Origin of the sequence: Alcaligenes faecalis, assembly GCF_009497775.1 — a bacterium.
GTDB classification, from domain to species: Bacteria; Pseudomonadota; Gammaproteobacteria; order Burkholderiales; family Burkholderiaceae_B; genus Alcaligenes; species Alcaligenes faecalis_D.
Map to the genome: position 1 here is coordinate 3,150,337 of NZ_CP031012.1, position 24,820 is coordinate 3,175,156.

Here is a 24,820-nt window from a genome sequence, read left to right on the forward strand (position 1 = left end):
CAGCCATATCGGCCGTCTGCCAAAGCACTATGCAATGCAGTCTAAATGGGTATTATTTCCGCCATATTTCCGTCACATCTTTGGCTGCGTCTGTGTCAGGCCGGTATTGCTCTGGCCCTGATCAACCTGCTGATCAATCTGTTCCTGCCCTCGGAGGGAACGATTGCGCCGGTGCTGGATGAAGATCATCGCGAACAGATCAGCACACGACAAATTGCGCAGTGGTTTGGAGGCAGTACCGCGCTGCCCGAGCTGCGCTTGCACGGCATGATTGTGAGCGGCCAGGCTGGCGCGGCCCTGCTCAGCATCAATCAGCAGCCGGTACGTGCGTATCGCCCTGGCCAGGAGCTGGCGCCGGGCGTACTGCTGGATTCGCTGCAACGCGAGCACATTGTGATTACGGTTGATGCCGTGCCCCAACAAATCGCCACCGAGCGCAAAGGCCCCGCCCTCATTCCCGGTATCCAGCAAGGGGCTAAGCCCTGAATGGAAGAGTTAGCAGTATGATTTAAAGCTGTCTTTCTTCTTCACCCTGGTGGGTATGCCTGCTTTACTTCGTCACTGGTTTGACAGCCTGCGCCCCAAGTCGCTAGCCATTGCACGCCCTGAAATGCTGCGTGCCACGCTAGGCGCCACGCTTAGTGTGCTGATTGTTTCCTCGCTTAGCCTGTATCTGTCGGATTTTGCACACACGCATCATTGGTTGGTGGCATCCCTCGCCGCCAGTGCCTTGCTGATCTTTCTGGTACCAACCAGCCCTCTGGCTCAACCCTGGAACATATTGCTGGGCAATCTGGTGGGCGCGCTCACAGGCATTACCTGTGCAGTGCTGCTCCCTCATCCGATTGCTGCCATTACGATGGCCGTCTGCGTTGCCATGCCCATCATGCTGGCCCTGCGCTGCGTGCACCCGCCCAGTCTGGCTATGGCGGTCTTTCCTGCCCTGAATGGTATTCAGAACTACGATTTCGTCCTGTTTCCGGTACTGTTTGACTCCTGCGTGCTGATCCTTCTGGGCATGTTGTACAACCGCCTGACCGGCGTGGCTTACCCGCCAGTACACAAGCCCGCAACACGCCCCGCCGCAACTCCTGCCCGCTTTACGGACCAGGATTACGATGCGGCCTTGAGCCACTACAACCAGACGCTGAACATCAGCCACGATGACCTGGAAAAGCTGGTCAGCTATGTGCACCAGTCTGCCTTCCGGCGCAATCTGGGCACCCGCCGTTGCTCCACCCTGATGAATGATGCTCCCCTGTCCTGCCAGGTCAGCACGCCCCTGCAACAAGCCTGGGACATGATGCGCGAGCGCAAGATCAAGGCTTTGCCGGTACTGGATCAGAACAAGCACGTGATTGGTATCTTGGCCCTGTCGGACTTCTTGCAGCGTGCCGGGCTGGATCAACCGGATAATCTGCGCCAGCGACTCAAGCGCTTTTTAAGCCCCCGGCAGCGTGCCGCGCCCACAGTAGCCGAGATCATGACCACACCTGCCGTCACCGCCAATGCAAACTGGTCGGTGGCCGAGCTGATTCCCCTGTTCAGCCAGGGTCGCCATCGCCATATGCCGGTGGTCAATGATCACAAGGAGCTGGTGGGCATGATCACCCAATCTGATCTGATGCTGGAGCTGTTCAGAATCCTGCAGCCCGCACGCGGCAAGCCGGATTGAACATAAAGGCTCAGCCCAAATAAAAATCCCCACTGTTTGCCATCGCCAAACAGTGGGGACAGATCAGCGCCAGTACAGTGAGCACCGGCACAGAACCTTTTTACTCGGCCTGCAAAACACCACGGCGCAACTGATCGCGCTCGATGGATTCAAACAAGGCCTTGAAGTTGCCTTCACCAAAACCATCATCGCCCTTGCGCTGAATGAACTCGAAGAACACGGGGCCCATCAAGGTTTCAGAGAAAATCTGCAGCAATAGACGGCGGTGGCCACCTTCCGATGTGCCATCCAGCAAAATGCCTCGGTTTTGCAGTTCTGCGGTGGGCTCACCGTGCGCAGGCAGGCGACCTTCCAGCATCTCGTAATAGGTTTGTGGCGGTGCGGTCATAAAGCGCATGCCCATGGCCTTGAGCTTGTCCCAGGAGGCGATCAGATCGTCAGTCAGGAAAGCCACGTGCTGGATGCCTTCACCATTGAACTGCATCAGGAATTCTTCAATCTGGCCCGAACCCTTGGCGGATTCCTCGTTCAGAGGGATACGGATTTTGCCATCGGGGGCGGTCATGGCCTTGGACGTCAGGCCGGTGTATTCACCCTTGATGTCGAAGTAGCGAATCTCACGGAAGTTGAACAGGTGCTCGTAAAACTGGGCCCAGTACGCCATGCGGCCGCGGTACACGTTGTGGGTCAGGTGATCGATCTCTTTCAGGCCCGCGCCCACAGGATGACGATCCACGCCGTCCAGGTAAACGAAGTCAATGTCGTAGATGGAGTTGCCTTCGCCAAAACGGTCGATCAGGTACAGGGGTGCGCCGCCAATGCCTTTAATCGCAGGCAGACGCAGTTCCATCGGTCCAGTAGGAATATCGACAGGTTGAGCACCCAGCTCCAGCGCGCGCTCGTAGGCTTGTTGCGCATCGCGCACGCGAAAGGCCATGCCGCAGGCCGAAGGGCCGTGCTCGGCGGCAAAGTAAGCGGCGTGGCTCTTGGGTTCTTCGTTCAGGATCAGATTGATCTCACCCTGGCGATACAGGGACACTTTCTTGGAGCGGTGTACCGCCACTTTGGTGAAACCCATCATCTCGAATACGGGTTCCATCACGCCAGGCTGGGGAGCGGCAAATTCGATGAACTCAAAGCCCATCAGGCCCATTGGATTTTCAAACAAGTCAGTCATAGCAGACTCCAGTTGCAATCAGGTAATCAAATACGGCGCAAGAACGCCATGAAACTTTGACTCAAGCCTGGCTGGGCGGAGCGCAGGATATCCCGCGCACACTGCGTGCCAAATGATCACCAAACAACAATTGAAATCCCAGAAACCTCACAGGCTCTGCTCCAGTGGGCGGGAAGCCGAAATGCGTTCCCATCGCCGACACTTATTATCAGGGAAACCGGCCTTTTTTCGATATAGAGCATTACCCTAGAGGCTTAAACCACCTGCTCTAGCGCGCCAGCAGCTGTGGCACCGAAGAGACCAGCATGGCAATGCCGGACAGGGTCAAGAGACTTAAAACAATGGCCCGAAACGTGCTTTGGCTAATGCCTACATACAGGCGCGCTCCGGCCAGCACAGGAATCAGCACGGCCAGCATGACCAGCCCTATGGATGGCAACATGGACGGCAGAATAGAACCGGAAGCAATATAGGCCAGCAAAGTCACCGACAGGGTCGCCAGATTGAAGTTCTGTATAACGGCGCGCTGCTCGTCTTTGGGCAGCCCGGTCATGGTGGTCCACAAGGTAGGAATCACCCCCGTCATGCCACCCAACCCACCCATGATGCCGCCTATCAGGCCGGACACGGCATTGGCCAGACGGCTACGTACCCGTACATGGCCCAAACGGCTGGACATCAGCATGATGGGACACCAGATCACCATCAAAGTCCCTAAAAACGCCTTGAATACGGCCGCATCCAGAAAAGGCAGCAAATAGGTGCCCAAAGGCACGCCGATCAGGCCACCGGCCAGAAACGGCAGCAGGATCTGCCAATAAGAGGTACGCCGCCGGGTAAAGGCGGCAATCATCTGCCCTGTCCAGGCACCGCAGACCGCCAGCACCGCCGCCAACTGAGGCTCCAGAAACCAGGCCCAGCAGGACATGGCCACCATGCCAAAGGCAAAGCCCGACAAGCCCTGCACAAAACCCGCCACAATGGCGCCAAACGCCACTGCCCAATAAACCGACTCCATCATCCCCTGCAGCTCCTTGCCTGTAGACAAGCGACAGTATCCCTCTTTACGAATCGAGCGGGCAGAAAAAAGCCTCCAAATTGGAGGCTTCCCAAACTGTTACCGGCGTCGGCCAATACTGGCCAATCGGGCCTGGTTCAGATTGGTTCAGGCTGGGTCAGCAGCACGCAGATCACGAGGTTGGATCAGCGATTCGGCACGCAACACTTCGTTCAGGGTCTCGGCGTCCATCAAACCACGCTTGAGAACTACGTCACGAATATTGCTACCTGTCTGGAAGGCTTCGGCGGCAACCGAGGTAGCGGCTTTGTAACCGATGAACGGGTTCAAGGCAGTCACCAGGGAAATGGAACGCTCGATATTGCTTTCCAGGCATTCACGGTTGGCAGTGATACCCACCACGCAGAACTGGGTCAGCGTGTCGCAAGCATTGCTCAACAAAGCCATGCTACGCAGCAGGGAGTGAATAATCACAGGCTCAAACGCGTTCAGCTGCAATTGACCGGCTTCAGCAGCCATGGTCACGGTCATGTCGGCACCAATCACTTCAAAGGCAACCTGGTTGACCACTTCCGGGATCACGGGGTTGACCTTACCGGGCATGATGGACGAACCAGCTTGCACGGCGGGCAAACAAATCTCACCCATACCAGCACGAGGACCGCTAGAGAGCAGACGCAAGTCATTGGACAGCTTGGACAGCTTGACGGCAGCGCGCTTCAACACGCCCGACAGGTGCAGGAAACCACCGCAATCCTGAGTTGCTTCGATCAGGTCGGCAGAAACGCGCAGCTGAACACCGGACAGATCGGACAAAGCCGCGACAGCCAACTCGGCATACTCAGGGTGAGCCGTAATACCGGTACCAATTGCCGTACCACCCAGGTTCACGTCACACATCAGTTTGCGCGATTCTTTCAGGCGCACGATGTCTTCGTTGATCATGGTGGCAAATGCGTTGAACTCCTGACCCAGGGTCATGGGCACAGCATCTTGCAACTGAGTGCGGCCAATCTTCATGTACGAGGAGAATTCCTCGGACTTTTTCAGGAAGGCGTCGCGCAGACGTTCCATGGCGGCAAACAGCGGGTCCAGCGAACGGTAGGCAGCCAGGTGCAAAGCCGTTGGGTAGACGTCGTTGGTGCTTTGGGCCATGTTCACATCTTCATTGGGGTGAAGATATTGGTACTCGCCGCGCTTGTGACCCATATGTTCCAAGGCCAGGTTACAAATAACCTCGTTGGCATTCATATTGGTCGAGGTACCTGCACCGCCTTGAATCATGTCTACCACGAAATGCTCATGGCACTTGCCAGCTTGTACGGCCTCACATGCGGCCACAATGGCGTCGTGCTTATCCTGCTCCAGCAAACCCAGTTTGAAATTGGCCTGAGCAGCTGCCTGCTTGACCAGCGCCAGAGCATTAATCAGTTCCGGGTAAGTTGAAATAGGCGTACCGGTAATGTGGAAATTCTCCTTGGCACGCAAGGTATGAACACCATAATAGACTTCATCGGGGACTTGGCGGTCTCCCAGCAAATCATGTTCGATACGGAACTGACTCATAATTCCTTCGTTTCCTTAATAACGATAGCAAGACTTTTTTGATACGCCTCATACTCGATCCCGGACTACAAACGGAACAAAGCCCTACCATTTCTTGCGAACTTGGCAGGGGCTCGGGGACATGCTGGCAAATACCGCTAATAAGCTTTGGATAATGCTTGTATCCAATTCCGGAAAGCAAAGGCCCGTAAAAAACGGGCCTCTATTGCAATCCGCCAAGCGGGGTGAATGATCCAACCGCCTTTTTTGAAGGCATCGTCGAGCTCGGGAAGCGCTTTGAACATTGTAAACGCCGAGCGCTCACATGCGCGTCGTTTTGCGGTTTTTCTTGAGTTGGGCCGCCTTATCTTCCTGACTGGCAGTTGAAAACCAGCTTAATTTAGCGGTGTATCTCTGATATAGCTCGCTCATCATGTCTGTAACAAGAGTCTGGCGCTTTGAACACGAGCGTTGCGCGCTTGCATCATTTTGATGCGTTTAAGCCATAAGACTCACAACACAGGATCAAAAATCATCCCTGTGCTGCCCGGATTGGAAGTCCGGAAACCTTGCAGTTTGAGAAAAAAAGGAAGGCGAAAGAGTATACACAGGCTTTAAGACTATTCTATAAACCCATGGCCGCTTATACTGAAAAAAACTGGTCTTATTTTACTAAATGAAAATTCCTAATCAATAAAAGATGTTTAAATCAGTCAAAATGGAATTAAAAAATAAGATAAATTTCCACATTAAAAGCAGCGGCTCAGTAATAAAAGAAAGCAAACCCGATTTTATTGGGTTTTGTTGATTCTTTCTAAATAACTACTGCTCTTTGCCGCGCACTACTCAACGGCACAGCACTATGAAATTACTCGATCTGAAATATCAAACTATCCTGAGCGAATCCCAACGCCAGGCCCACCCTAAAACCGAGGATATCGAACTGTGTTTACGCGTTCTATCGCTGGCCTCCAGCATTAATCGCGCTTCCAGCTCCGTTCTGAACGAGTTTGGCCTGTCCGAAGGTCGCTTGGTTCTGCTGTTCTTGCTTAGCCGCCAACCGTCTGGCCTGAGCCCTGCACTGCTGGCAGAACAAGCAGGCGTTACCCGCGCCACCATTACTGGTCTGCTCGACGGGCTGGAACAGCAGCAATTGCTGGTGCGCCAGAACAATACCTCGGACCGCCGCGTACTCACTGTTAAACTCACCGAGGCCGGACAAGAGTTGTGCGAACACCTGCTGCCCTATTACATCGAATGGCTCTCGGGTGTATTTAGCCATGTGCCCCAAGACGTGCGCGAGCGCTTGTCCAATTTGTTATCCAAAGCCCTGCAAGGCGACGACACCCCGGAAATCAAAGTTGAAAAGCCTCTTTCTCACACCATCCCCGGATCCATGCAGCGCAGTTATATGGCTTAAGGCGTCAAGCCGCCTTGCCCCTGGGTCGACCTTGTCGTCGGCCCCACACCATCAAGGGTGGCACCGATACGGTTGCCACCCTTTGTTTTCGTCCCTGTAAGGCTGAAGCTTATGGATGCTGCTGTTATTGATGCCATGAAAAAATGGCCCAATGTACCCGCTGTCAGCGGGTACATCTCTTTGGATCAGGCTGGTCATTGGCGTCATCATCCGGCTGGCGATGCCAACCAGCGTCCTGAACAAGTGGGCGAGCACATTGCCCATCAGGGTTTGCTGGCATTTTTCAATCGCAATTATCAGGCGGATGAACAAGGCCGCTGGTTTATCCAGAATGGTCCGCAACGTGTCTACATTCGTCTGGACGCCGCCCCGCTGATTGTGTCCCTGGCGCAAGATCAGGCCCATTTGCAAGACCATACTGGCCGCACAGTAGAAGCGATCCAGGCCTGGTACATCAGCACAGAAGGCAGGCTCTATTTGCGTACCTCGGCAGGCCCAGCCTTGTTGGCGGGCCGCGATGTTCCGGCCCTGCTGGAACAATTACGTACAGAACAACACGGTCTGGACAGTCTGGATCTGGAGCAGCCCCAACACAGCGAAGGCTGGTCTTTGCCCGCCTACCCGCAAGCCTGTACCCTGACAGTCTGGTCTTCCTGCGTGTCGCCCGCCAAGGAATTGGCGTATATTGTTTTGCCAGAGCCCGATCCTATTTGAACCGCCATCACAGAATCTGCATGACCCAGCCATCCGCCTCTTTCTATTTCCCCGCCCCACGCACGCAAAACTTCTGCAATCAATGCGGCAGCAAACTGACACGCCTGGTGCCCCCGGACGATAACCGCATGCGTGATGTCTGCGAAAGCTGCGGCGCAGTGCACTACCAGAACCCCCGCAATGTGGTCGGTATTGTGCCCATGTGGAAAGACGATCAGGTCTTGCTGTGCCGTCGCGCTATCGAACCGCGCTACAACACCTGGACCTTGCCCGCCGGTTTCATGGAACTGGGCGAGACACTGGGACAAGGTGCCTTGCGTGAAATGGGCGAAGAAGCCGGTGCGCAGGTCGAACCCGGCCCGCTCTTTACGGTTATCAGCGTGCCTTACGCCGAGCAAGTGCATGTGTACTACCTGGCCAAAGTCACCAGCGACGTGCTGGACCCCGGCCCGGAATCCCTGGAAGCCCGCTTCTTCCACCTGGACGACATCCCCTGGGACAACCTGGCTTTTCGCACTGTTACCGCCACCCTGGAGCGTTACGTCGAAGACCACAAGGCTGGCCACTTCCAGATTCACGAATTTGATATCGCCCCCCGCGACCACGGCTGATCATGTCGCTTGTATGGGTCGCTCCGGATCAGGCCCTGCCCAGCCCTGAACACGCCAGCCCCGAGGGGCTGGTGGCCGCCGGTCTGGATTTAAGCGTTCCACGCCTGCTGGAAGCCTATAGTCAGGGCATGTTTCCCTGGTACAGCCCTGGCGACCCCGTACTGTGGTGGTCTCCTGATCCACGCATGGTGCTGGAAGTCGACAATTTCAAGATATCCCGCTCCCTGGGCAAAAAGCTGCGCCAGATTGCACGGCTGCAAGATCAGGACAGCGCCCCTGTCCGTGTCACCTGCGACCAAGCCTTTGAACAGGTCATAGGCCAGTGCGCCGCCCAGCGCAGCGCCACCGGCACCTGGATCAGCCCGGATATTCAGCAGGTCTATACCGATTTGCACCACAATGGCTACGCCCACAGCATAGAAACCTGGATGGACGGCAAGCTGGTCGGTGGCTTGTATGGGGTGAATCTGGGCCGCTTTTTCTTTGGCGAATCCATGTTTGCCTTGCAAACCGATGCCAGCAAGATCGCCCTGGCCCATCTGGTGGAATTTCTGAAGTTCGCCGGCATCCCGTATATAGACTGCCAGCAAGAGACATCGCATCTGGCCAGTCTGGGTGCCAGCCCCATCCCCCGGAAAGACTTTATGGCTGCCCTGGCCTGGGCCAAAGATCAACCCAGCCCGGTCTGGCCACGCGGGACATTGCAACTAGGCCTGCCCCCAACTTGCTAGGCTGGCGCGAGCATCCCATAATGGCTCTATCACGCTTGGCAGAGTCGCATGAATTATCCCAAAGCACCCACCAGCCCTCAAACGCTGCAATTCTATTCCACCGCCAGCTATCGTTGTAGCTACCTGCCAGAACAACAGGCACGCTCACTGGTTGCCGCTCCTGCTCACCTGATCAACGACACGGTTTACTCCAAACTGGTCCAGCAAGGCTTTCGACGCAGCGGCACCTTTACCTATCGCCCCTATTGCGACCAATGCCGCGCCTGCCTGCCCCTGCGTTGCGACACCCTGCATTTTCAGCCCGATCGTGCCCAACGCCGTGCCAAAAAGCGTCACGGCAATCTGGTCGTACAAGATCTGCCCCTGCACTGGAATGCCGAACATTACGAGCTGTACCGCCGTTATCAGGCCAGCCGCCACCCCGGTGCCGGCATGGACGAAGACGACCAGTCCCAGTACGCCCAGTTTCTGCTGGCCAGCCATGTCACCTCGCGCCTGCTGGAATTTCGTAAGCCCGACGGAACCTTGAAAATTGTGGCCGTCATCGACGTGCTGCAAGACGGGCTTTCCGCCGTCTATACCTTTTTTGATCCCGACGACACCGGCAGTCTGGGCACCTACGCCGTGCTCTGGCAACTGGACTATTGCCGTCAACAATCCCTGCCCTGGCTCTATTTAGGCTACTGGATCGAAGAAAGCCGTAAAATGGCCTACAAAACCCGCTTTCGCCCCTACCAGCTCCTGATGAAAGGTCGTTGGGAATGGCTGGCTTAACGTCCTCTTTTATCGATCCCCATGTCTGCCCTATTCAGCCTTTATCCCTTGGCTCGTCGGGTGCTGTTCAGTCTGGATGCTGAACACGCTCACGAACTGACTCTGAAATCCCTGCATTGCGCCCACCAAACTCCTATTTTGAGCAGTTTGCTGAAAGATCTGCCCAGCAAACCGTTGGAGCTGATGGGTCTGAAGTTGCGCAATCCTGTGGGTCTGGCCGCTGGTCTGGATAAAAATGGCGCGCATATTGATGCCTTGGGTGCACTGGGCTTTGGTTTTGTCGAAGTTGGCACGGTTACCCCGAAAGCGCAGCCCGGCAATCCCAAACCACGCCTGTTCCGCTTGCCTGAAGCCAATAGCCTGATCAACCGCTTTGGCTTTAACAACCACGGCCTGGATACCTTTATTGATAATGTGCGCAAAAGCCAGTTCCGTTCGCAAGGCGGCATTCTGGGCCTGAACATTGGCAAGAACGCGACCACGCCTATTGAGCAGGCCGATCAGGACTATCTGACTTGTCTGCGTGCGGTCTACCCTCACGCCGATTACGTCACCGTAAATATTTCCTCGCCCAACACGCAGAACCTGCGTGCACTGCAGGCTCAGGATGAACTGGCCCGCCTGTTGGGTGCCTTGCAAGCACTGCGTACCGAGCTGGCCGAAGAACACCAGCGCTACGTGCCTATCGTGGTGAAAATCGCCCCGGATCTGGATCAATCGCAGATTGATGCCATTGCGGACACCGTACCCTCGCAAGGTCTGGACGGCATTATTGCCACCAACACCACCTTGTCGCGCGATGCCGTTCAAGGCTTGCGTCACGGCCAGGAACAAGGCGGTTTGTCCGGTCCACCCGTGCACGAACTGTCCTTGAACGTAATTCGCCGCCTGCGCGAGCGACTGGGTCCCGACTTCCCGATTATTGGTGTGGGCGGTATTGAATCTGGCCGTCAGGCTCAGGAAAAGATCCAGGCAGGTGCCCAGGCGGTACAGCTGTATACCGGCTTGATTTACAAAGGCCCGGCCCTGATCTCCGAGTGTATTCGCGCCCTGTAAAACGCCTATTGCCCGCTTGAAGCGGGCAACAGCATTGCATTCAAAAGCAAGTTAGCCGCTTGCTCTGCACGCAAGAAAAAAGCCAGCTCGATGAGCTGGCTTTTTCTTTAGCGCCTGATCAAGTCAGCAAGCAAATGCTTACTTCTTGCTGGTGGCAGCCGTTGCAGCAGCAGTAGCTGCTTCAACGGTTTTGTTACCGGCTTCAGCAACTTGAGCAGCAGCTTTCAGGCTGGCGTTGGTAGCGGCCTGGATGTTGCTTTCAGCAGCATCAGCAGCTTGGCGAGCAGCCTTGACAACGGTTTCAGCGGCGTTGGTCGCCGTTGCGAAGGAAGACTTCAGCAGAGCAACAGCGCTTTCGGTGCCGGTAGGAGCATTCTTGGCCAACTGGTCGATAGCGTCAGCAGCGTGCTGTTGACCTTGAGCCAGTTGAGCTTCAGCGATGCGCGACAGGTTCAGTTGCAGATCGGAGAAGATGTCGTAAACGCTTTTGCCGTATTCCAGAGCCTGGGCAGCGTTAGGCTTAGCCACGCTTTGCGACAGGGCGACAACGTCTTGCACGTCTTTGGCGTTGATGGCTTGTTGGGATTGGCCAGCAGCTTGTTCCAGCGAGCTGCGCAGCAGATTCAGGTTCAGACCAACCAGCTTTTCAAAGCCTTGCAGCAATTGACCTTGAGCAGCGAACAGGTTGTTCAAAGTAGCTTGTTGGGATTCCAGTACGTTTTGGGGAATAGCACTCATGATGTTTTCCTTGGAGATACGTGGCCTGGGTCAAGCCAGCGTGAAAATTAGTGTCAGTGTTACTAGACAAGGGTCTGAAGAAGGCCCGGCCCATTCGCAACTACGCAAGGCAAACCTTCTATGTTGCACCGCAACAATTCAACTTTAAGCGCTATCCAAAACAAAGTCAACGGAATTTGTTGCGTTGCAACAAAACACCCTTGAGCTTATCTTCAAAACGTATAAACAACGCAAAAACACAGACTTAGCGCTGCTTGTCGTATCCCAGAGTTTCGGAAATTTTAGCGGCGGTACTTAGCAGAACGGGAATCCAGTCGTCGTGCAAACGCTCGGCCGGAGCAGACAGGGACAGACCCGCCAAAAGCTTGCCGGTGTCGTCGTACACACCTGCCGCAATACAGCGCACGCCCATCTCCAGTTCCTCGTTATCGCGGGCATAACCCAGACGACGAACCTGAGCCAATTCGCGTTCCAGCAATTCCAGTTGGGTAATGCTGTTACGGGTGGCACCGGCCAGACCGGTACGCATGACGTAGGCCCGAACCTGACGCGGTTCCCAGGAAGCCAGAAACAGCTTGCCGGTCGAGGTCAAGTGCAAAGGTGCATGACCACCAATGGCGCGCACCACCTGCATGCCGGAGCTCTCGCTCCAGGAGCGTTCTACATAGACAATTTCATCGCCCTGCTGCAAGGACAGGTTCACCGTTTGGCCGGTGTACTTGTGCAGCTCGCGCATGGGAGCCAGGGACGCCGCACGCACGTTCAAGCGCCCCTTAACCAGGGAGCCCAGTTCCAGCAAACGCATGCCCAATCGATACAGACCGCTGTCCACGCGTTCCACATAGCGCCCCACCACCAGATCATTCAGGATACGGTGTGTGGTCGAGGTATGCAGGCCAGTTGCAGCCGCCAGATTCTTCAATGCCACTGGCTCAGATTGCTTGGCCAGTTCGTCCAATAGAATCATGGCGCGTTCCAGAACCTGGATCGACATCTGACCACCATTGCTTGAAGACGCGCCTGCAGGCGTAAAGGAATTTGTTGTCATTATTAGGAGAATTATGATGCAACGCAACAAATTCCATAATATGAAATGGCCGCGCGCTTGGCAAGAGCTATTTTAGCGCAGGGCTCAAGCTCCCCCCCAGATCCAGCACCTGCTGGCGCAAATAAGCCAAGGCCTCTGCCGCCGGTTCTGGCTCCCCTTTAACGCCCAGATCAATATGCGGCTGGCCGCCCGACTCGCCAACACTGGGCAAACTAAAGGCTTTCACGCCCGGCCAGTTCAACTCCACATGCTCCATAGCCGGCGTAATGCGCGACTCTGGCAAGTTGAACGCCAGGAAAGAATGCTCGACCCGGTGGGCCAGATGATGCAGTTCCCGATAACGCGTATCCAGCGTCCACTCCATCATGGGCCAGGCCATCACAGGAAAGCCCGGCATGAACGTGTGGTTGCGAATGAAAAAACCGGGAATCTTGTTGTAGACATTGGGCACGATTTCCGCACCGTCCGGGAACACGCCCATCTGCAGGCGCTGCTGGTTCTCGGGCAAGGACATATCGGCACTACCCACGCCATTGCGCTCATTTTCAGCACAGCGCTCGGTAATCAAGGCCGCTGCCTCGGGATGCAGTTTCAGTGCCACACCCAAGGCCTTGGCCGCCGCCTGACGGGTTTGGTCATCCGGTGTCGCGCCAATCCCACCACAGCAAAACACAATATCCGGCGTCGCAAAACTGCGCTCCAGGGTGGCGGCAATCGTGTCCAGATCATCAGGGATAATCTGTGCGCCCCCCAGTTGCAAGCCTCTGGCTCCCAGCAGCTCGATCAGTTTTGAAAAATGTTTATCGTAGCGACGTCCCGACAGGATTTCGTCACCAATGATAATCAGACGAATAATGGCTTGATCCTTAGTTGTCATGGTCAATAAGCGGAGTAGAAGCCGCAGCTGCCTCGTGCTGGCGCAGGCGACGGAGGTTTTCCAAAGAGAAGTGGGCAAATACCAGAGCCGAGAACACAGGCAAGACCAGCCAGGCCGGTGGAATCAGATTCAGGAGGGCAAAGATCAGACCGATCAACCAGTACTGACTATTCAGACGGGACCAGAGATATTTACGCTCCGGCACATTGGCGTGTTCGACCAGGGAATCCACCCGCAACATGCGTGTCAGAGCAAACACCCACCACAGCACAGGCAGAATCAGGGCAAAAGGAGGGAAAATCCATAAAGGCAAGGTCACCAGCCACCCCACCACGAACAAGGTTCCCACCCACACGGCGTTCCAGACGCTATAGACGGTGGCATTGTGGCCTTGCTTGATCAGATCGGGATAATCTTTCTGCTGCAAGTGGCCCAGAACCAAAGGCATGACCAGCACAGCGGCAATAATCAGGCCCAGTACACCGGCCAGAGGCAACAAAATGCCCAAAGCCAGCAGAGGTGCCAGATACACTTTCAGCGAGAACAGGCCCAGGCCAACCAGCCACTGATCGACGGACTCAAAGGCATTCCAGCCGCCCAGCAGTTCCAGCAGCCAGTTCTGAATGGGCGTCCACAAGAGCCAGCTCAGCAAAATCAGGCCCACAAACATGATCAGGAAAGGCATGACCAGGGCCACCAGCATGCGAGGCTGAAATTGTGACACCAGGGAACGCTTGAAGGCGATGGAAATGCTGGCCCATCCGCCAGCAGGACCCGATCGCGAGGGGGCAGACGAAGATACGGACATACAGCTCCTGCTAAGCAAAATCAATTACCCGAGTATCATAGACACAGTCGCTTCTTTTTGTCTGTATGAAATTATGGCCTTGTTCAACGCCCAACACGATCTACCCGCTCTGGCGGCCCACCTGCAAGCCGAACCCGATGCTTTGTTGATTGCCTGTTTCTGTGCCGAATGGTGCAAAACCTGTCAGCAGTATCAGCCCGCTTTTGAGGCTTTGGCCACACAGTTTCCCCAGGCCTGCCTGATCTGGATTGATATTGAAGAGCAGCCCGAGCTAGTGGGCGATGAAGATATTGAAGATTTCCCCACGCTGCTGATCCAGAACGAAAATGGGACCGTTTTCTACGGTCCCATGCTGCCTCATATCGAACATCTGGAGCGTCTGGTGCATAGCATCTCAGAACGCAGCCCGGTGCTTGATGCCGGGCCGGGGGATTTGCGCGCCTTAGTAGCGGCCGCCGCCTAAAAGAACACCCACCGAACGCTTGCGCGTTGCATTGGAAGGAGTCGTTACCGCTGGCTTGGGCGCAGCAGCGGTAGATGGCTCGTAAGGCTTGAGGAAAAACTCGTCCACGGGCGGCGTGTTCGACTGATACGAACGACGCTCACCACGCTCGTGACGGTTGGAGCCGGAACGGGACGAGGAAGAAGCAGCAGCTGGCAGATCCAGCTTCAGACGTGGCACCGCCGTGCCAATCAGCTTTTCAATTTCTTGCAGCAAATGCTCTTCATCGGGAGCCATCAGAGCAATGGCTTCACCCGAGGCACCCGCACGGCCAGTACGACCAATACGGTGCACATAGTCTTCAGCGTTGTACGGCAGGTCCACGTTGATCACGCAAGGCATGCCGGCCACGTCCAGACCACGAGCGGCCACATCGGTAGCGACCAGAACATCCACAGTACCGCTCTTGAAAGCGTCCAGCACTTTCATGCGTTCCAGCTGGCTTTTATTGCCGTGGATGGATTCCGCCTTGATGCCTTCACGTTCCAGATAGCGTGCCAGTTGACCGGCGCCTATCTTGGTATTGGAAAAGACGATGGTCTGGGTCAGCTTCTTGGTCTTGATCAGATGCGCGACAGCACGACGCTTCTCGTCAGCTGACATGGGGTACACAACCTGGGTGACTGTCGATGCGGTGGCGTTGCGGGCAGCCACTTCAATCTCGACCGGATCATTCAGGAAGTTGCGGGCCAGCTTGCGAATCTCCTTGCTGAACGTTGCCGAGAACAACAGGCCCTGGCGACTCTTGGGCAACAAGGAAACAATACGGTCCAGATCGGGCAGGAAGCCCATATCCAGCATGCGGTCAGCTTCGTCCAGCACCAGAATGCTGACCTGACTTAAATTGATCGTGCGCTGATCGATGTGATCGAGCAGACGGCCTGGGGTGGCGATGACAATTTCAACACCACGGCGCAGGGCTTCTTTTTGCGGACCAATATCCACACCACCGAACACCACTGTCGAGCGCAAGGGGACCGATTTGCTGTAGAGCGCAATGCTCTCAGCCACCTGGTCAGCCAGCTCGCGGGTTGGCGTCAACACCAAAGCCCGCACCGGGTGGCGGGCAGGCGAAGCGCTGGTCGTGGCGTGTGCCATCAGACGATTCAGGATAGGCAAGGAAAAGGCAGCCGTCTTACCTGTACCCGTCTGGGCTGCCCCCATGACATCACGGCCGGCCAGCACCACGGGAATCGCCTCGGCCTGAATAGGCGTAGGCTTGGAATATCCCGCCTCGGTAACGGCGCTTAATATTCCAGGGTGCAGACCGAAATCAGCAAACGTAAGGTCATTGGGGGTCGAAGGAGTTTTATCTGTCATGTACGCAAAAAGTCGGCTTGCCACGAGTGGCAAGCATTTGTAACAATCCTATTTTAACTTAAGCCCGCCTGCCTCAACAGCAGTCACGGGCGTGTAAGTACTCGCGTCAGGATTTTATGGCATCACGGCACGTATCAGCCAGAACGCCACCATCCCGGCCACGATTACCCAAACAGCGTTACGGGTACGGATGAACACCAGCACAGCCACCAGGCTGGCCAGAGCTTTAATATCCAATCGGGGGGTGTCGCCGTAAGCCCAAGGCAAAAGTTCCGGGATAATGATTGCTGCCAGAGCAGCTACCGGAGCAAAGCGCAAGGCGCGCCGCATACGTTCGGTCAGGGGCAGCAAATCACCAAACATGAAATAGCCTGAGCGGGTGAGCAAGCTGCACAACACCAACAGGGCGATTGCACCCAAAACGTACCAATCATACTGCCAATCGCTCATCACCGTGCATCCCTATGCCGTTGCAGTTGTTCTGCCGCCACGCCAGCCAGCACTCCGCCAAGCACGGCTGCCACCAGTCCCAAACGCAGGGGCAGCGCCTGTCCGACCCACGCAATCACGCTGGCCGTAATCAAACAGGCCCACATGGCGCGGTTGTTGACCAGGGGAATCAAGAGCGCCAACAAGGCCAGAATGGCCGCAAACTCCAGCGACCAGGAAGGGGGCACATAGGCACTGAGCACAATGCCCGACAAGGAGGCAATCTGCCAGCTCAACCAGCCAGGCAGGATAATGCCCAGGTAATACCAGAGATGCTCGCGCGAGCCGCGCTCTTTGGAGTCGCCATACTTGGACATGAACAGCACAAACACCATGTCACTGGTGATATAGCCCAGACCCAGGCGCTTTTTCCAGCTCAGATGACGGAAAAAAGGCTGCAAGGCCGCTCCAAAAATAATGAAGCGGATATTGACGATAAAACCGGCGGTGAAAATCAGCCACAGGGGCGCGTGAGACTCGATCAGCGGCAAGGCCGTCAGCTGGGCCGAGCCCGCATACACAAACAAGGTCATCAAGGTGGCTTCAAACCCGCTCAAGCCGGACTTGACCATGGCCACGCCCGTCACAAAACCCCAGACCACAGTGGCAATCAAGGCGGGAATAAAGTCGATGAAACCGGCGCGCATGTGCACACGATCCTGTGCACTGGGCAACAAGGCCGATAATCTTGTGATGGCTGACACGCCGTCTCCTGAGATGTGCTGCCCGCTAGCTGTAAACAGCGGTGGCAGCTTTGCTTATGATTTTTCTTATTCTAGAAGCAAAACCAGGACACGAACATCTTGCTCCCTTAATAAGGTCAAGAAAAAACAGGCCGGGTCTTGCTACAATCGCTAGTCTACGCACGTAAAGTTCGGCACCGCCGTTGCGTGCACGGTATTCTTACCCCTCTCATTGTTATCAGGAACCTTATGAGCGCCGCTATCGAACCTAAAAAAGCAGATCACGAACTGATTATGGTCGGAGCCGACGATCTGCCCGTGCACTGCCCCCGTCCAGGTGGCACGCTGTGGAACATGCACCCCCGCGTGTATATCGATATCAGCAAAACAGGCGAAGCCGCTTGTCCTTACTGTGGTGCCCGCTACCGCCTGAAAGAAGGCGAGAAGGTTCACGGTCATTAATTTCTGAATCTGGCTTCGTTGGACCCCACTGCTCCCCCCTCTGGCAATGCGATAGAGCCGGGCCTCGTGCCCGGAGCAGACGCGCAACCCTGGCGTCACACCGACGTGGTTGCCCGTCTGGATTCCAGCGCCTGCCCCCTGCCCGCCTGGCTGCCTGGCGGACACATACAGACCATTCACGGGGCATTTTTTGCCCGCCATCACCATATCGCCTTTGTCCGTCAAAGGATCGATACCCCCGATGGCGACTTCCTGGATCTGGACTGGACCGGGCCGGGCCTGTTTGCCGACAAGCTGGCCAACGGCGCCACCGCCCAACCCGACGCCCATCTCTCCCGCACCGCCGCCCGCCGCTGGATGCAGCCCCAGGATTGGGACAGCCTGCCCAGCTCGGCCGATACCCATGCTCTGGTTCTGTTTCACGGACTGGAAGGCAGCAGCCGCAGCCATTACATCCAGGCAATCGCGCAGTACTTCCGCGCTCGCGGCTGGATTGTGGTGGTCGCCCATTTCCGGGGTTGTTCGGGCTTCCCGAATCGCATGGCGCGCGCCTATTACTCGGGCGACTCGGAAGAAATCAGCTTTATCCTAAATACGGTTCGAGGCCATCTGCCCAATGTGCGCTGGCACGCAGCCGGCACCTCACTGGGCGGCAATGCCATGCTCAAATATGTGGGTGAAGCGGGTGACGAGGTTTCCTGGTTGCAGGCATGCGCCTCCATTTCGGTCCCGCTGGATCTGGTCGCTTGTGGTCGTTACCTGTCCGAGTCCCGCATGGGCCGCTGGTTTTACTCGCCCTACTTTCTGAAAAGCATGCGCAGCAAGCTGCAGGACAAGGCTCATCGCTTTCCAGGCATGGTCGATACAGCCCGCTTGAATCAGGCTCGCACCATACGCGACTTCGACGATATCTATACCGCGCCCATGCACGGTTTCAGCCATGCGCTGGATTACTGGACGCGCGCGTCCAGCAAGCCCTTGCTACGCAATATCAAAGTTCCTACGCTGGTCTTGAATGCCCGCAATGATCCTTTCGTGCCGCACGACAGTTTGCCCACGATTCAGGATTGCTCGGACTCCATCCTGCTGCACCAACCTGCCGAAGGCGGGCACGTAGGTTTCATTACGGGCAGCATTCCCGGCAATATGGGTTGGTTACCCGCGCGGCTGGCCCGCTTCTTTGAAACCAATAGCTAAGATTGGCTAAAGCGGGCCTGCGGGCTCATCAGGAGCGGAAACGCTCCAGCAAGACACGCTCACTTTCTACACGTTCGCGCAATTGACGAATCTGCGTATCCAGTTCGGATTGCTGATAGAAGTCCTGAGTCAGATTACGGGCCTGCTGCAATTGCTCCACAGCGGTAGGCAAAGCCCCGACTAATTCATAGTATTCCGCCATGGCGCGTCGGGCTTTCACCCCATCACCCAAACGATCATAGGTTTGTGCCAGCAGCTGATGCAACTGAGGTTCATCAGGCCATTGCTTGATGCGTTCCATCAAGAAAGCCTGCGCCTGATCGTTTTGCCCCAATTGCTGCAAGACCTGCACATACGCCAGGGCAACCCCCTGGCTCTTGGGCCAACGCTGCCAGGCCTGCTTGGCCAGATTCAAGGCACCTTGCACATCCCGATCGGCAATCGCAATGCGTATATCCAGGGTATCCAGTTCAGGGGCCTGGAACTTGCCCTGCCCTCGCGCTTCAGTCAGATGCACACGAGCCTGCTCATAATCCTGACGGCCTTGCGCAATATAGGCCAGACCGTACTGCGCCGCCGAGCGCTCCAGATCACTTTGCGACTGGTTCGTACTTTGCAGCGCCTGCTCCAGAACGCGCAAGGACTGGCCGCCCCCGGCCTGCATCACCATTAACTTCGCACGGATATACCAGAACGAGGGTGTGTCCTGATAATTGCTGGCCGGCAGACCGCGCACCCGGTTACTGATGTCCGACTCACGCTGCTGGGACATGGGGTGAGTGCTGGCGTACTCATTGGCTGTCGCACGCTCATTCAGGCGCGAAGCCGCAGCCAGACGCTGAAACATCTGCACCATGCCTTGTGGTTCATAACCTGCCTTGAGCAGCATCTCGAAACCAACACGGTCAGCTTCCTGCTCAGCCTGACGCGAAAAGCCCAGCTGACGGTCCACCGCCGCCGCTTGCCCGAAGGCCGCCGCCCCCATCGCCAGATCACCACTGCCTGCCAAGGCGCCCAACAAGGCACCGGCCAGGGCGGCAATCAGCAAATGGTTGCTTTGTGCACTTTGAGTAATACCGCGAGCAACGTGACGTTGCGCCACGTGAGCAATTTCGTGCGCCAGCACCGAGGCCAGTTCGGACTCGGACTGCGAAGCCGTAAACAGACCACTATGAATACCGATATAACCACCAGGCAAGGCGAAGGCGTTGATGCTGCTATCGCGCAAGGCAAATACCGTCACGGGCTGCGCCATGGCGGGACCGTACTGGGCCAGCTTGCGGCCCATATCTGTCAGATACTGATTGATATCCGGGTCCGACACATATTCGGGCGAGCGCCTGCCCTGCTCCATGATGGCATTGCCCAACGTCCGTTCCAAAGCGGGAGACAGCTCAGCACCCGAGGCCGCCCCCATGGAAGGAATGCCCATAGGCTGCGCCTGTACAGGCAGCACTGAACCGAAAGCCAGCGACAAGGCCAGACATAAAGAAAGCGCGGAACGGGCGGGTTTAAACTGCATGGGTACTCCCGACAAAATCAATTGGCCCTGACCATCATAGCGCTTGTTCGCTTGCGAGATTCTGGCAAACGGTGACGCGCTGACAAGCGCATCAAGGTGCCCAAGGCATACAAAAGGCCAAACACTTCCACCAGACCGGCCAGCACCCACATAATCAGGCCACCCATGACCTGATCAGCCAGCGCATCCATACCCGGAATGGCACGACCACATAAATCGAAAATCGGATAAAGGTCGTATTCGGTAAACGTGATGATGGCGCCCACAATCATCTGCGGCACCATGGTAATAACCGGCGAAAGTATACGCCCACCCACCGACAGCCTGGCCGGTGGCGAAGGCCGACGATCCAGAATCAGGTTCCAGTACATGATTCCGCTGATAACCACAGACCAGTTCATCAAACAGTACAGACGCCAGTCCAGCATGGAATAGAACTGCACCGTGGGCAGCATCCAGATCAGGACCAGGAAAACAAATAGAAAGGCGACCAGTATCGGGTTGGTCAGAACAGCCTGAACACGTCGGCCACTAGGGCGGCGCAACCATTGCGCCAAAGCCCGTCGCCAGCTTGAAGGCAGACCCGCACGCAAGGTTTGACCGGGATAGGCACCCATCAGGAACAAGGGGCCCAGATGATGCAGGATCAAATGCTGGGCCCGATGGATGAAGAACATGCGCTCGGCGTAATAGTCCAGGCGCGTGTGCAAGGAAAGGTAGAGGAGAATCAGGCCAATCCAGAAGAAGGACTGGCGCAAGAGATTGGGGCGGTGTACTTGCCGCCCCCGGACGTACAAAGCAATGACCAGCAAGAAGGTCAAAAGCAGAACAGGAGAAAACTCCCAAGGTGTCAGCCAGTCGAGCAAGGACATAGCAGCGCCATCCGCAAATCCAGTTGCGGTTTAGTTTATAGCAATACGCTCCCGTCCTGCCCACTTCACATTCAGCACACCGGGATAATCCCGAATCAGCCGTGCACGCTGCATCAGTTCTGCACGCAGCTCAGGCGGGCAGGTCAAGGTCACGCACGCGGTATCGTGCGTATCGGAATGGTCTACCTGCACATTGGCCACGCGGATGCCCGCCGTATTCAGGTCCGAGTAAATACGACGCCGGATCTGGGCCAGATCGCCACGAGGGCAGACAACCGTCAAACGGGAGACGGACAAAGGGGCACGAGCACGCAGGGCAGAAGCCTGGATGCCGGCACGGCGCAAAAAGAGATCAAAAATACGCATACATTCCCCCTATTGCACATTAAAGTTGCAACACATCAGGATTCGGAAAACCAAAGGCTTTCTAGAGAATGAAATGGCGGGGAATTTAAGGCAGCAGAACAGCCGCCTGAGACACCACGCCCTGAAACTTCCAGGACGCGGCAAGCTGTGAAGGAATCAGCGGGCCTGAACGCGCCTGGACATAGATAGGTCGAACATAGATCGACTAGCACTGTCGCCGGGGTCGGGATTCACCACACAGCTCCTATAAAACCAAAGAACCCGTATTGTAACGTGCGCAAGGCCTCGCCACAAGGGCGGGCCTGTGAAAAACCTTTACTTTACAAGGCACTTGATGTGTTTAATACACAGACAGATCCAGCCAGCCCATGTAGCGATAAAAGGCCATGATGATGTGCACCAGCCAGAACAGGCTGATATTGGCAAAGGCCACCGTAGACACCACCGCCGTCAACACACTGGGCCAGCCATGCTGATTATGCTGATCGCTTTGCGGGTTGTAGAGGGCATCAAATTTTTCCGGGCTGCGCAGGGCCAGAATAACCGCCTCGATAATCCCGGCACTGACTGGCAGGATCAGCAAATTGGGGAACAGCGAATCCAGGCCCTGATGCAACACCAGCGTTCCCAGAATGGCCAGGCCGGTAAACACCAAAGGGACATACCAAAAACGTCTGCCCAGATAGCGGTGGTGTGCACCCACCACGCCTAATAGAAGAGACAGCCACGCGGCGGTGACTTTATGGCGAAAAGGTTTGGTCTGTTCAAATGACAAAGTCTGCTGAGACATGCAGGGCATCCAATCCGGGCTTGTGCTGCCAGCCATTGCGCACAGCTGTCATTTGCTTAAAGCCAATTTGACAGCCACCTTCCCGTACAATACCTGAATTACTTCCTTGCCGTCATGAGGTCCCCATGAATGCCACCGACTACGACATCGCCATTTGTGGCGCCGGTCCCGTAGGCGCATCTTTGGCGCTAATGCTGGCTGCCCAGCACCCAAGCCCGTCACGCATTGCCGTTCTGGGGAAAAACTTCAATCTGGCCAGCACCGAACATGCTCAGGGCGATCCGCGCACCCTGGCCCTGAATCACGGCAGCCGTCGTCTGATTCTGAATCAACTCAAAGCCTGGCCCGAGCGTGCCGCTCTGATGCGCACCGTGCATGTTTCCCAAAAAGGACGTCTGGGCCGCTGCCTGATTCAGGCCGACGAGCTGGGCGTACCCGATCTGGGCGCTGTAGTTCATTACGATGATTTGCTCTGGGCCTTGCATGCCCGGCTCCGGGACAGCGGCGTCACGATGCTGCCCGCTCAGGAAGCCCGCACCCACTCCGCCCCCAAACAGATTCTGGTCGACCACGATGCCGGTCAGGCCACGGCCTTGATTGCCGTGCAGTGTGATGGTGTTCGTCCTACCGGAGTGCGACGCGATTACGGACAACATGCCCTATTGACCACTGTGCGTGCCAGCCAGCCTCAAACCGGCTGGGCGTACGAACGCTTTACCGAACACGGCCCCTTTGCGGCCCTGCCCCACCCCGATGCTCCCGACTTGTACGCCATCGTCTGGTGCAATAGCCCGGAACGTAGCCAATCCTTGTCCGAGCTGCCTGTCGAAGAGTTTCAGGCCGCCATGCTGCAAGCCTTTGGCGAGCGTCTGGGGCATCTGGAGCTGGTCTCCAAGCGCCACATCTTCCCGCTTGCCTTTCATGCTGGCCCCAGCCGCTTGTCCGAGCGCCTGCTGGCAGTAGGCAATGCCGCCCAGACCTTGCACCCGGTTGCCGGCCAGGGTCTGAACCTGGGCTTGCGTGATGTCGCACAATTGTCACAGTGCCTGGCCGCCTGGCAAGCCGATTGCAGCCAGAACCCCGATCCATTTTTGGCACGTTACGCACGTCTACGTCGTCCGGATCGCTGGTTGACCGCCGCCATCACCGACACCTTGCCGCGTCTGTTTGCCACCAAAAACCCACTGATACAGCATGCATGTGGTCTGGGGCTGTTGGCCATGGACACCCTGCCCTTCGCCCGTCAGCCATTTGCCCGGCAATTGCTGCAAGGGATGCGCGCCTAAGCCCACCTGCCATACAGGCTCCGATGCGGGGCCTGCCCTTTTCTTCTTGTAAGTCCTTGCCCACGAACCCGTGTCGCAGGGTTAAAATCTTCCCCATGCGTATCGGCCCCTGGACCCTTCCTAACCCTATTTTCATTGCCCCCATGGCTGGAGTAACAGACAGACCTTACCGTCGTCTGTGCAAGACGCTGGGCGCCGGTTATGCCGTCTCGGAAATGGCCGCCAGCAACAAGCGCTTGTGGGACAGTGTGAAAACAGCACGACGTCTGAATCACGAAGGTGAAGCGGATCCGGTCGCTGTCCAGATTGCCGGTTCCGACCCTGAAATGATGGCCGAAGCCGCCGTGTTCAATATCAGCAAAGGCGCTCGCATCATTGATATCAATATGGGTTGCCCGGCCAAAAAAGTCTGTAACGTGGCCTCGGGTTCCGCCCTCTTGCGTGACGAGCCACGCATCATTGAAATCCTTGAACACGTTGTCAAGGCATGTACTCCCTACCAGGTTCCGGTTACACTCAAGACCCGCACCGGCTGGGATGCGCAATCGCGCAATGCTGTTCGTATTGCCCGCTTGGCCGAGGATATCGGCATCGCCGCTTTGACCCTGCATGGCCGCACCCGCTGCGACTTCTACCAGGGCCACGCCGAATACGACACCATACGCGAAGTCAAAAACAGCCTCTCTATTCCGGTCATCGCCAATGGGGATATCGATAGTCCCGAAAAGGCAAAATTCGTACTAGAGTACACCGGAGCGGATGCCGTCATGATCGGTCGAGCCGCGCAAGGGCGACCCTGGATTTTCCGGGAAATCCTGCATTACCTCGAACATGGCGAACATCGGGCAGCCCCCACCTTTGGCGAGCTGCGCGATTGCATGATCGAACACCTGCAAGACCACTACGCTTTCTACGGGCAGCACACTGGAGTACGTACTGCCCGCAAGCATATAGGCTGGTATCTGTCGGATATGCCGGACTCCCGACACTGGCTGGATCAGATTAATCGTATCGAAAACTGTGCAGATCAGTTAGAAGCCATTACTCACTGGTTTCAAGAATGCGAACTGGACCAGCCCTACCTGCAATAAAAGACAGCTGTGTGGCTCTTTTGTATTTAAGTACTACGTATACCTTCA

The 24,820-nt window shown here is 56.3% G+C and carries 27 protein-coding genes; 13 read left to right on the forward strand and 14 right to left on the reverse strand.

The window, feature by feature from the left end; genetic code table 11:
* Positions 1 to 45: 45 nt before the first annotated feature.
* A complete protein-coding gene (locus DUD43_RS14570; RefSeq protein WP_153230840.1) occupies positions 46 to 486 on the forward strand; it encodes a hypothetical protein in 441 nt (146 codons plus the stop codon).
* 55 nt (positions 487 to 541) lie between these two features.
* Complete coding sequence (locus tag DUD43_RS14575; RefSeq protein ID WP_153230841.1) at positions 542 to 1,675, forward strand: HPP family protein; 1,134 nt, start codon at positions 542 to 544, stop codon at positions 1,673 to 1,675.
* 100 nt (positions 1,676 to 1,775) lie between these two features.
* Here DUD43_RS14575 and hppD read toward each other — a convergent pair whose 3' ends face one another.
* From hppD to DUD43_RS14590, 3 genes are all read right to left on the reverse strand, one after another.
* Entirely contained in the window at positions 1,776 to 2,852 is a 1,077-nt protein-coding gene (hppD, locus tag DUD43_RS14580; protein WP_153230842.1) for a 4-hydroxyphenylpyruvate dioxygenase, read from the reverse strand.
* Between the two features lie 268 nt (positions 2,853 to 3,120).
* Positions 3,121 to 3,870 (reverse strand): sulfite exporter TauE/SafE family protein, encoded by a 750-nt coding sequence (locus DUD43_RS14585; RefSeq protein ID WP_153231649.1) that lies wholly within the window; start codon positions 3,868 to 3,870, stop codon positions 3,121 to 3,123.
* Positions 3,871 to 4,017: 147 nt separating this feature from the next.
* Positions 4,018 to 5,436 carry an aspartate ammonia-lyase gene (locus DUD43_RS14590; protein WP_153230843.1) on the reverse strand — a complete coding sequence of 473 codons (1,419 nt, stop codon included), beginning with the start codon at positions 5,434 to 5,436 and terminating at the stop codon, positions 4,018 to 4,020.
* An 841-nt stretch (positions 5,437 to 6,277) separates the two neighbouring features.
* Here DUD43_RS14590 and DUD43_RS14595 point away from each other — a divergent pair.
* The 6 genes from DUD43_RS14595 (at position 6,278) to DUD43_RS14620 (ending at position 10,721) form a co-directional block, all read left to right on the forward strand.
* Positions 6,278 to 6,835, forward strand: coding sequence for a MarR family winged helix-turn-helix transcriptional regulator (locus DUD43_RS14595; RefSeq protein ID WP_153230844.1), 558 nt, complete (start codon positions 6,278 to 6,280; stop codon positions 6,833 to 6,835).
* 111 nt (positions 6,836 to 6,946) lie between these two features.
* Complete coding sequence (locus DUD43_RS14600; protein ID WP_153230845.1) at positions 6,947 to 7,549, forward strand: DUF2946 family protein; 603 nt, start codon at positions 6,947 to 6,949, stop codon at positions 7,547 to 7,549.
* Positions 7,550 to 7,569: 20 nt separating this feature from the next.
* Positions 7,570 to 8,160 carry an NUDIX hydrolase gene (locus tag DUD43_RS14605; RefSeq protein WP_153230846.1) on the forward strand — a complete coding sequence of 197 codons (591 nt, stop codon included), beginning with the start codon at positions 7,570 to 7,572 and terminating at the stop codon, positions 8,158 to 8,160.
* A 2-nt stretch (positions 8,161 to 8,162) separates the two neighbouring features.
* On the forward strand, positions 8,163 to 8,891 hold the full coding sequence (aat, locus tag DUD43_RS14610) for a leucyl/phenylalanyl-tRNA--protein transferase (RefSeq protein WP_153230847.1): 729 nt from the start codon (positions 8,163 to 8,165) through the stop codon (positions 8,889 to 8,891).
* A gap of 48 nt (positions 8,892 to 8,939) precedes the next feature.
* Entirely contained in the window at positions 8,940 to 9,665 is a 726-nt protein-coding gene (locus tag DUD43_RS14615; RefSeq protein ID WP_153230848.1) for an arginyltransferase, read from the forward strand.
* Between the two features lie 21 nt (positions 9,666 to 9,686).
* Complete coding sequence (locus DUD43_RS14620) at positions 9,687 to 10,721, forward strand: quinone-dependent dihydroorotate dehydrogenase (RefSeq protein WP_153230849.1); 1,035 nt, start codon at positions 9,687 to 9,689, stop codon at positions 10,719 to 10,721.
* Positions 10,722 to 10,859: 138 nt separating this feature from the next.
* Here DUD43_RS14620 and phaP read toward each other — a convergent pair whose 3' ends face one another.
* From phaP to DUD43_RS14640, 4 genes are all read right to left on the reverse strand, one after another.
* On the reverse strand, positions 10,860 to 11,459 hold the full coding sequence (gene phaP / locus DUD43_RS14625; RefSeq protein WP_153230850.1) for a TIGR01841 family phasin: 600 nt from the start codon (positions 11,457 to 11,459) through the stop codon (positions 10,860 to 10,862).
* 244 nt (positions 11,460 to 11,703) lie between these two features.
* Entirely contained in the window at positions 11,704 to 12,453 is a 750-nt protein-coding gene (locus DUD43_RS14630; RefSeq protein ID WP_042486997.1) for an IclR family transcriptional regulator, read from the reverse strand.
* Between the two features lie 121 nt (positions 12,454 to 12,574).
* The gene (locus DUD43_RS14635; protein ID WP_153230852.1) at positions 12,575 to 13,384 is read right to left on the reverse strand and encodes a competence/damage-inducible protein A; all 810 of its coding nucleotides are present in this window, start codon (positions 13,382 to 13,384) and stop codon (positions 12,575 to 12,577) included.
* Positions 13,374 to 14,192, reverse strand: a complete 819-nt coding sequence (locus DUD43_RS14640; RefSeq protein WP_153230853.1) for an EI24 domain-containing protein — start codon at positions 14,190 to 14,192, stop codon at positions 13,374 to 13,376. The genes DUD43_RS14635 and DUD43_RS14640 overlap by 11 nt, the downstream gene beginning before the upstream one ends.
* Before the next feature lie 73 nt (positions 14,193 to 14,265).
* Between DUD43_RS14640 and DUD43_RS14645 the strand changes: the two genes are divergently transcribed.
* Positions 14,266 to 14,655, forward strand: a complete 390-nt coding sequence (locus tag DUD43_RS14645; protein WP_153230854.1) for a thioredoxin family protein — start codon at positions 14,266 to 14,268, stop codon at positions 14,653 to 14,655.
* Here the strand turns inward: DUD43_RS14645 and DUD43_RS14650 are convergent.
* From DUD43_RS14650 to DUD43_RS14660, 3 genes are all read right to left on the reverse strand, one after another.
* Positions 14,635 to 16,014 (reverse strand): DEAD/DEAH box helicase, encoded by a 1,380-nt coding sequence (locus DUD43_RS14650; RefSeq protein ID WP_153230855.1) that lies wholly within the window; start codon positions 16,012 to 16,014, stop codon positions 14,635 to 14,637. The genes DUD43_RS14645 and DUD43_RS14650 overlap by 21 nt on opposite strands.
* Before the next feature lie 114 nt (positions 16,015 to 16,128).
* Complete coding sequence (locus DUD43_RS14655; protein WP_009460095.1) at positions 16,129 to 16,464, reverse strand: AzlD domain-containing protein; 336 nt, start codon at positions 16,462 to 16,464, stop codon at positions 16,129 to 16,131.
* Positions 16,464 to 17,150 (reverse strand): AzlC family ABC transporter permease, encoded by a 687-nt coding sequence (locus DUD43_RS14660; RefSeq protein WP_009460096.1) that lies wholly within the window; start codon positions 17,148 to 17,150, stop codon positions 16,464 to 16,466. Before DUD43_RS14660 ends, DUD43_RS14655 begins: the two co-directional genes overlap by 1 nt.
* Positions 17,151 to 17,435: 285 nt before the next feature.
* On the opposite strand from DUD43_RS14660, the gene DUD43_RS14665 reads away from it, so the two are divergent.
* Together DUD43_RS14665 and DUD43_RS14670 are read left to right on the forward strand one after the other, a co-directional pair.
* Complete coding sequence (locus DUD43_RS14665; protein ID WP_021446957.1) at positions 17,436 to 17,648, forward strand: zinc-finger domain-containing protein; 213 nt, start codon at positions 17,436 to 17,438, stop codon at positions 17,646 to 17,648.
* Positions 17,649 to 17,714: 66 nt separating this feature from the next.
* Positions 17,715 to 18,845, forward strand: coding sequence for a YheT family hydrolase (locus DUD43_RS14670; protein ID WP_153230856.1), 1,131 nt, complete (start codon positions 17,715 to 17,717; stop codon positions 18,843 to 18,845).
* Positions 18,846 to 18,873: 28 nt separating this feature from the next.
* Here DUD43_RS14670 and DUD43_RS14675 read toward each other — a convergent pair whose 3' ends face one another.
* The 4 genes from DUD43_RS14675 to DUD43_RS14690 form a co-directional block, all read right to left on the reverse strand.
* On the reverse strand, positions 18,874 to 20,367 hold the full coding sequence (locus tag DUD43_RS14675) for a M48 family metalloprotease (protein ID WP_153230857.1): 1,494 nt from the start codon (positions 20,365 to 20,367) through the stop codon (positions 18,874 to 18,876).
* 17 nt (positions 20,368 to 20,384) lie between these two features.
* Complete coding sequence (locus DUD43_RS14680) at positions 20,385 to 21,239, reverse strand: cytochrome c oxidase assembly protein (protein WP_153230858.1); 855 nt, start codon at positions 21,237 to 21,239, stop codon at positions 20,385 to 20,387.
* Positions 21,240 to 21,269: 30 nt separating this feature from the next.
* Positions 21,270 to 21,605 carry a hypothetical protein gene (locus DUD43_RS14685; RefSeq protein WP_003803097.1) on the reverse strand — a complete coding sequence of 112 codons (336 nt, stop codon included), beginning with the start codon at positions 21,603 to 21,605 and terminating at the stop codon, positions 21,270 to 21,272.
* A gap of 340 nt (positions 21,606 to 21,945) precedes the next feature.
* Positions 21,946 to 22,395 carry a TM2 domain-containing protein gene (locus tag DUD43_RS14690; RefSeq protein ID WP_228125810.1) on the reverse strand — a complete coding sequence of 150 codons (450 nt, stop codon included), beginning with the start codon at positions 22,393 to 22,395 and terminating at the stop codon, positions 21,946 to 21,948.
* A gap of 125 nt (positions 22,396 to 22,520) precedes the next feature.
* Between DUD43_RS14690 and DUD43_RS14695 the strand changes: the two genes are divergently transcribed.
* A complete protein-coding gene (locus DUD43_RS14695) occupies positions 22,521 to 23,681 on the forward strand; it encodes an FAD-dependent monooxygenase (RefSeq protein ID WP_153230860.1) in 1,161 nt (386 codons plus the stop codon).
* A gap of 95 nt (positions 23,682 to 23,776) precedes the next feature.
* Complete coding sequence (gene dusB, locus DUD43_RS14700; RefSeq protein WP_153230861.1) at positions 23,777 to 24,772, forward strand: tRNA dihydrouridine synthase DusB; 996 nt, start codon at positions 23,777 to 23,779, stop codon at positions 24,770 to 24,772.
* The last annotated feature ends 48 nt before the right edge of the window (positions 24,773 to 24,820 follow it).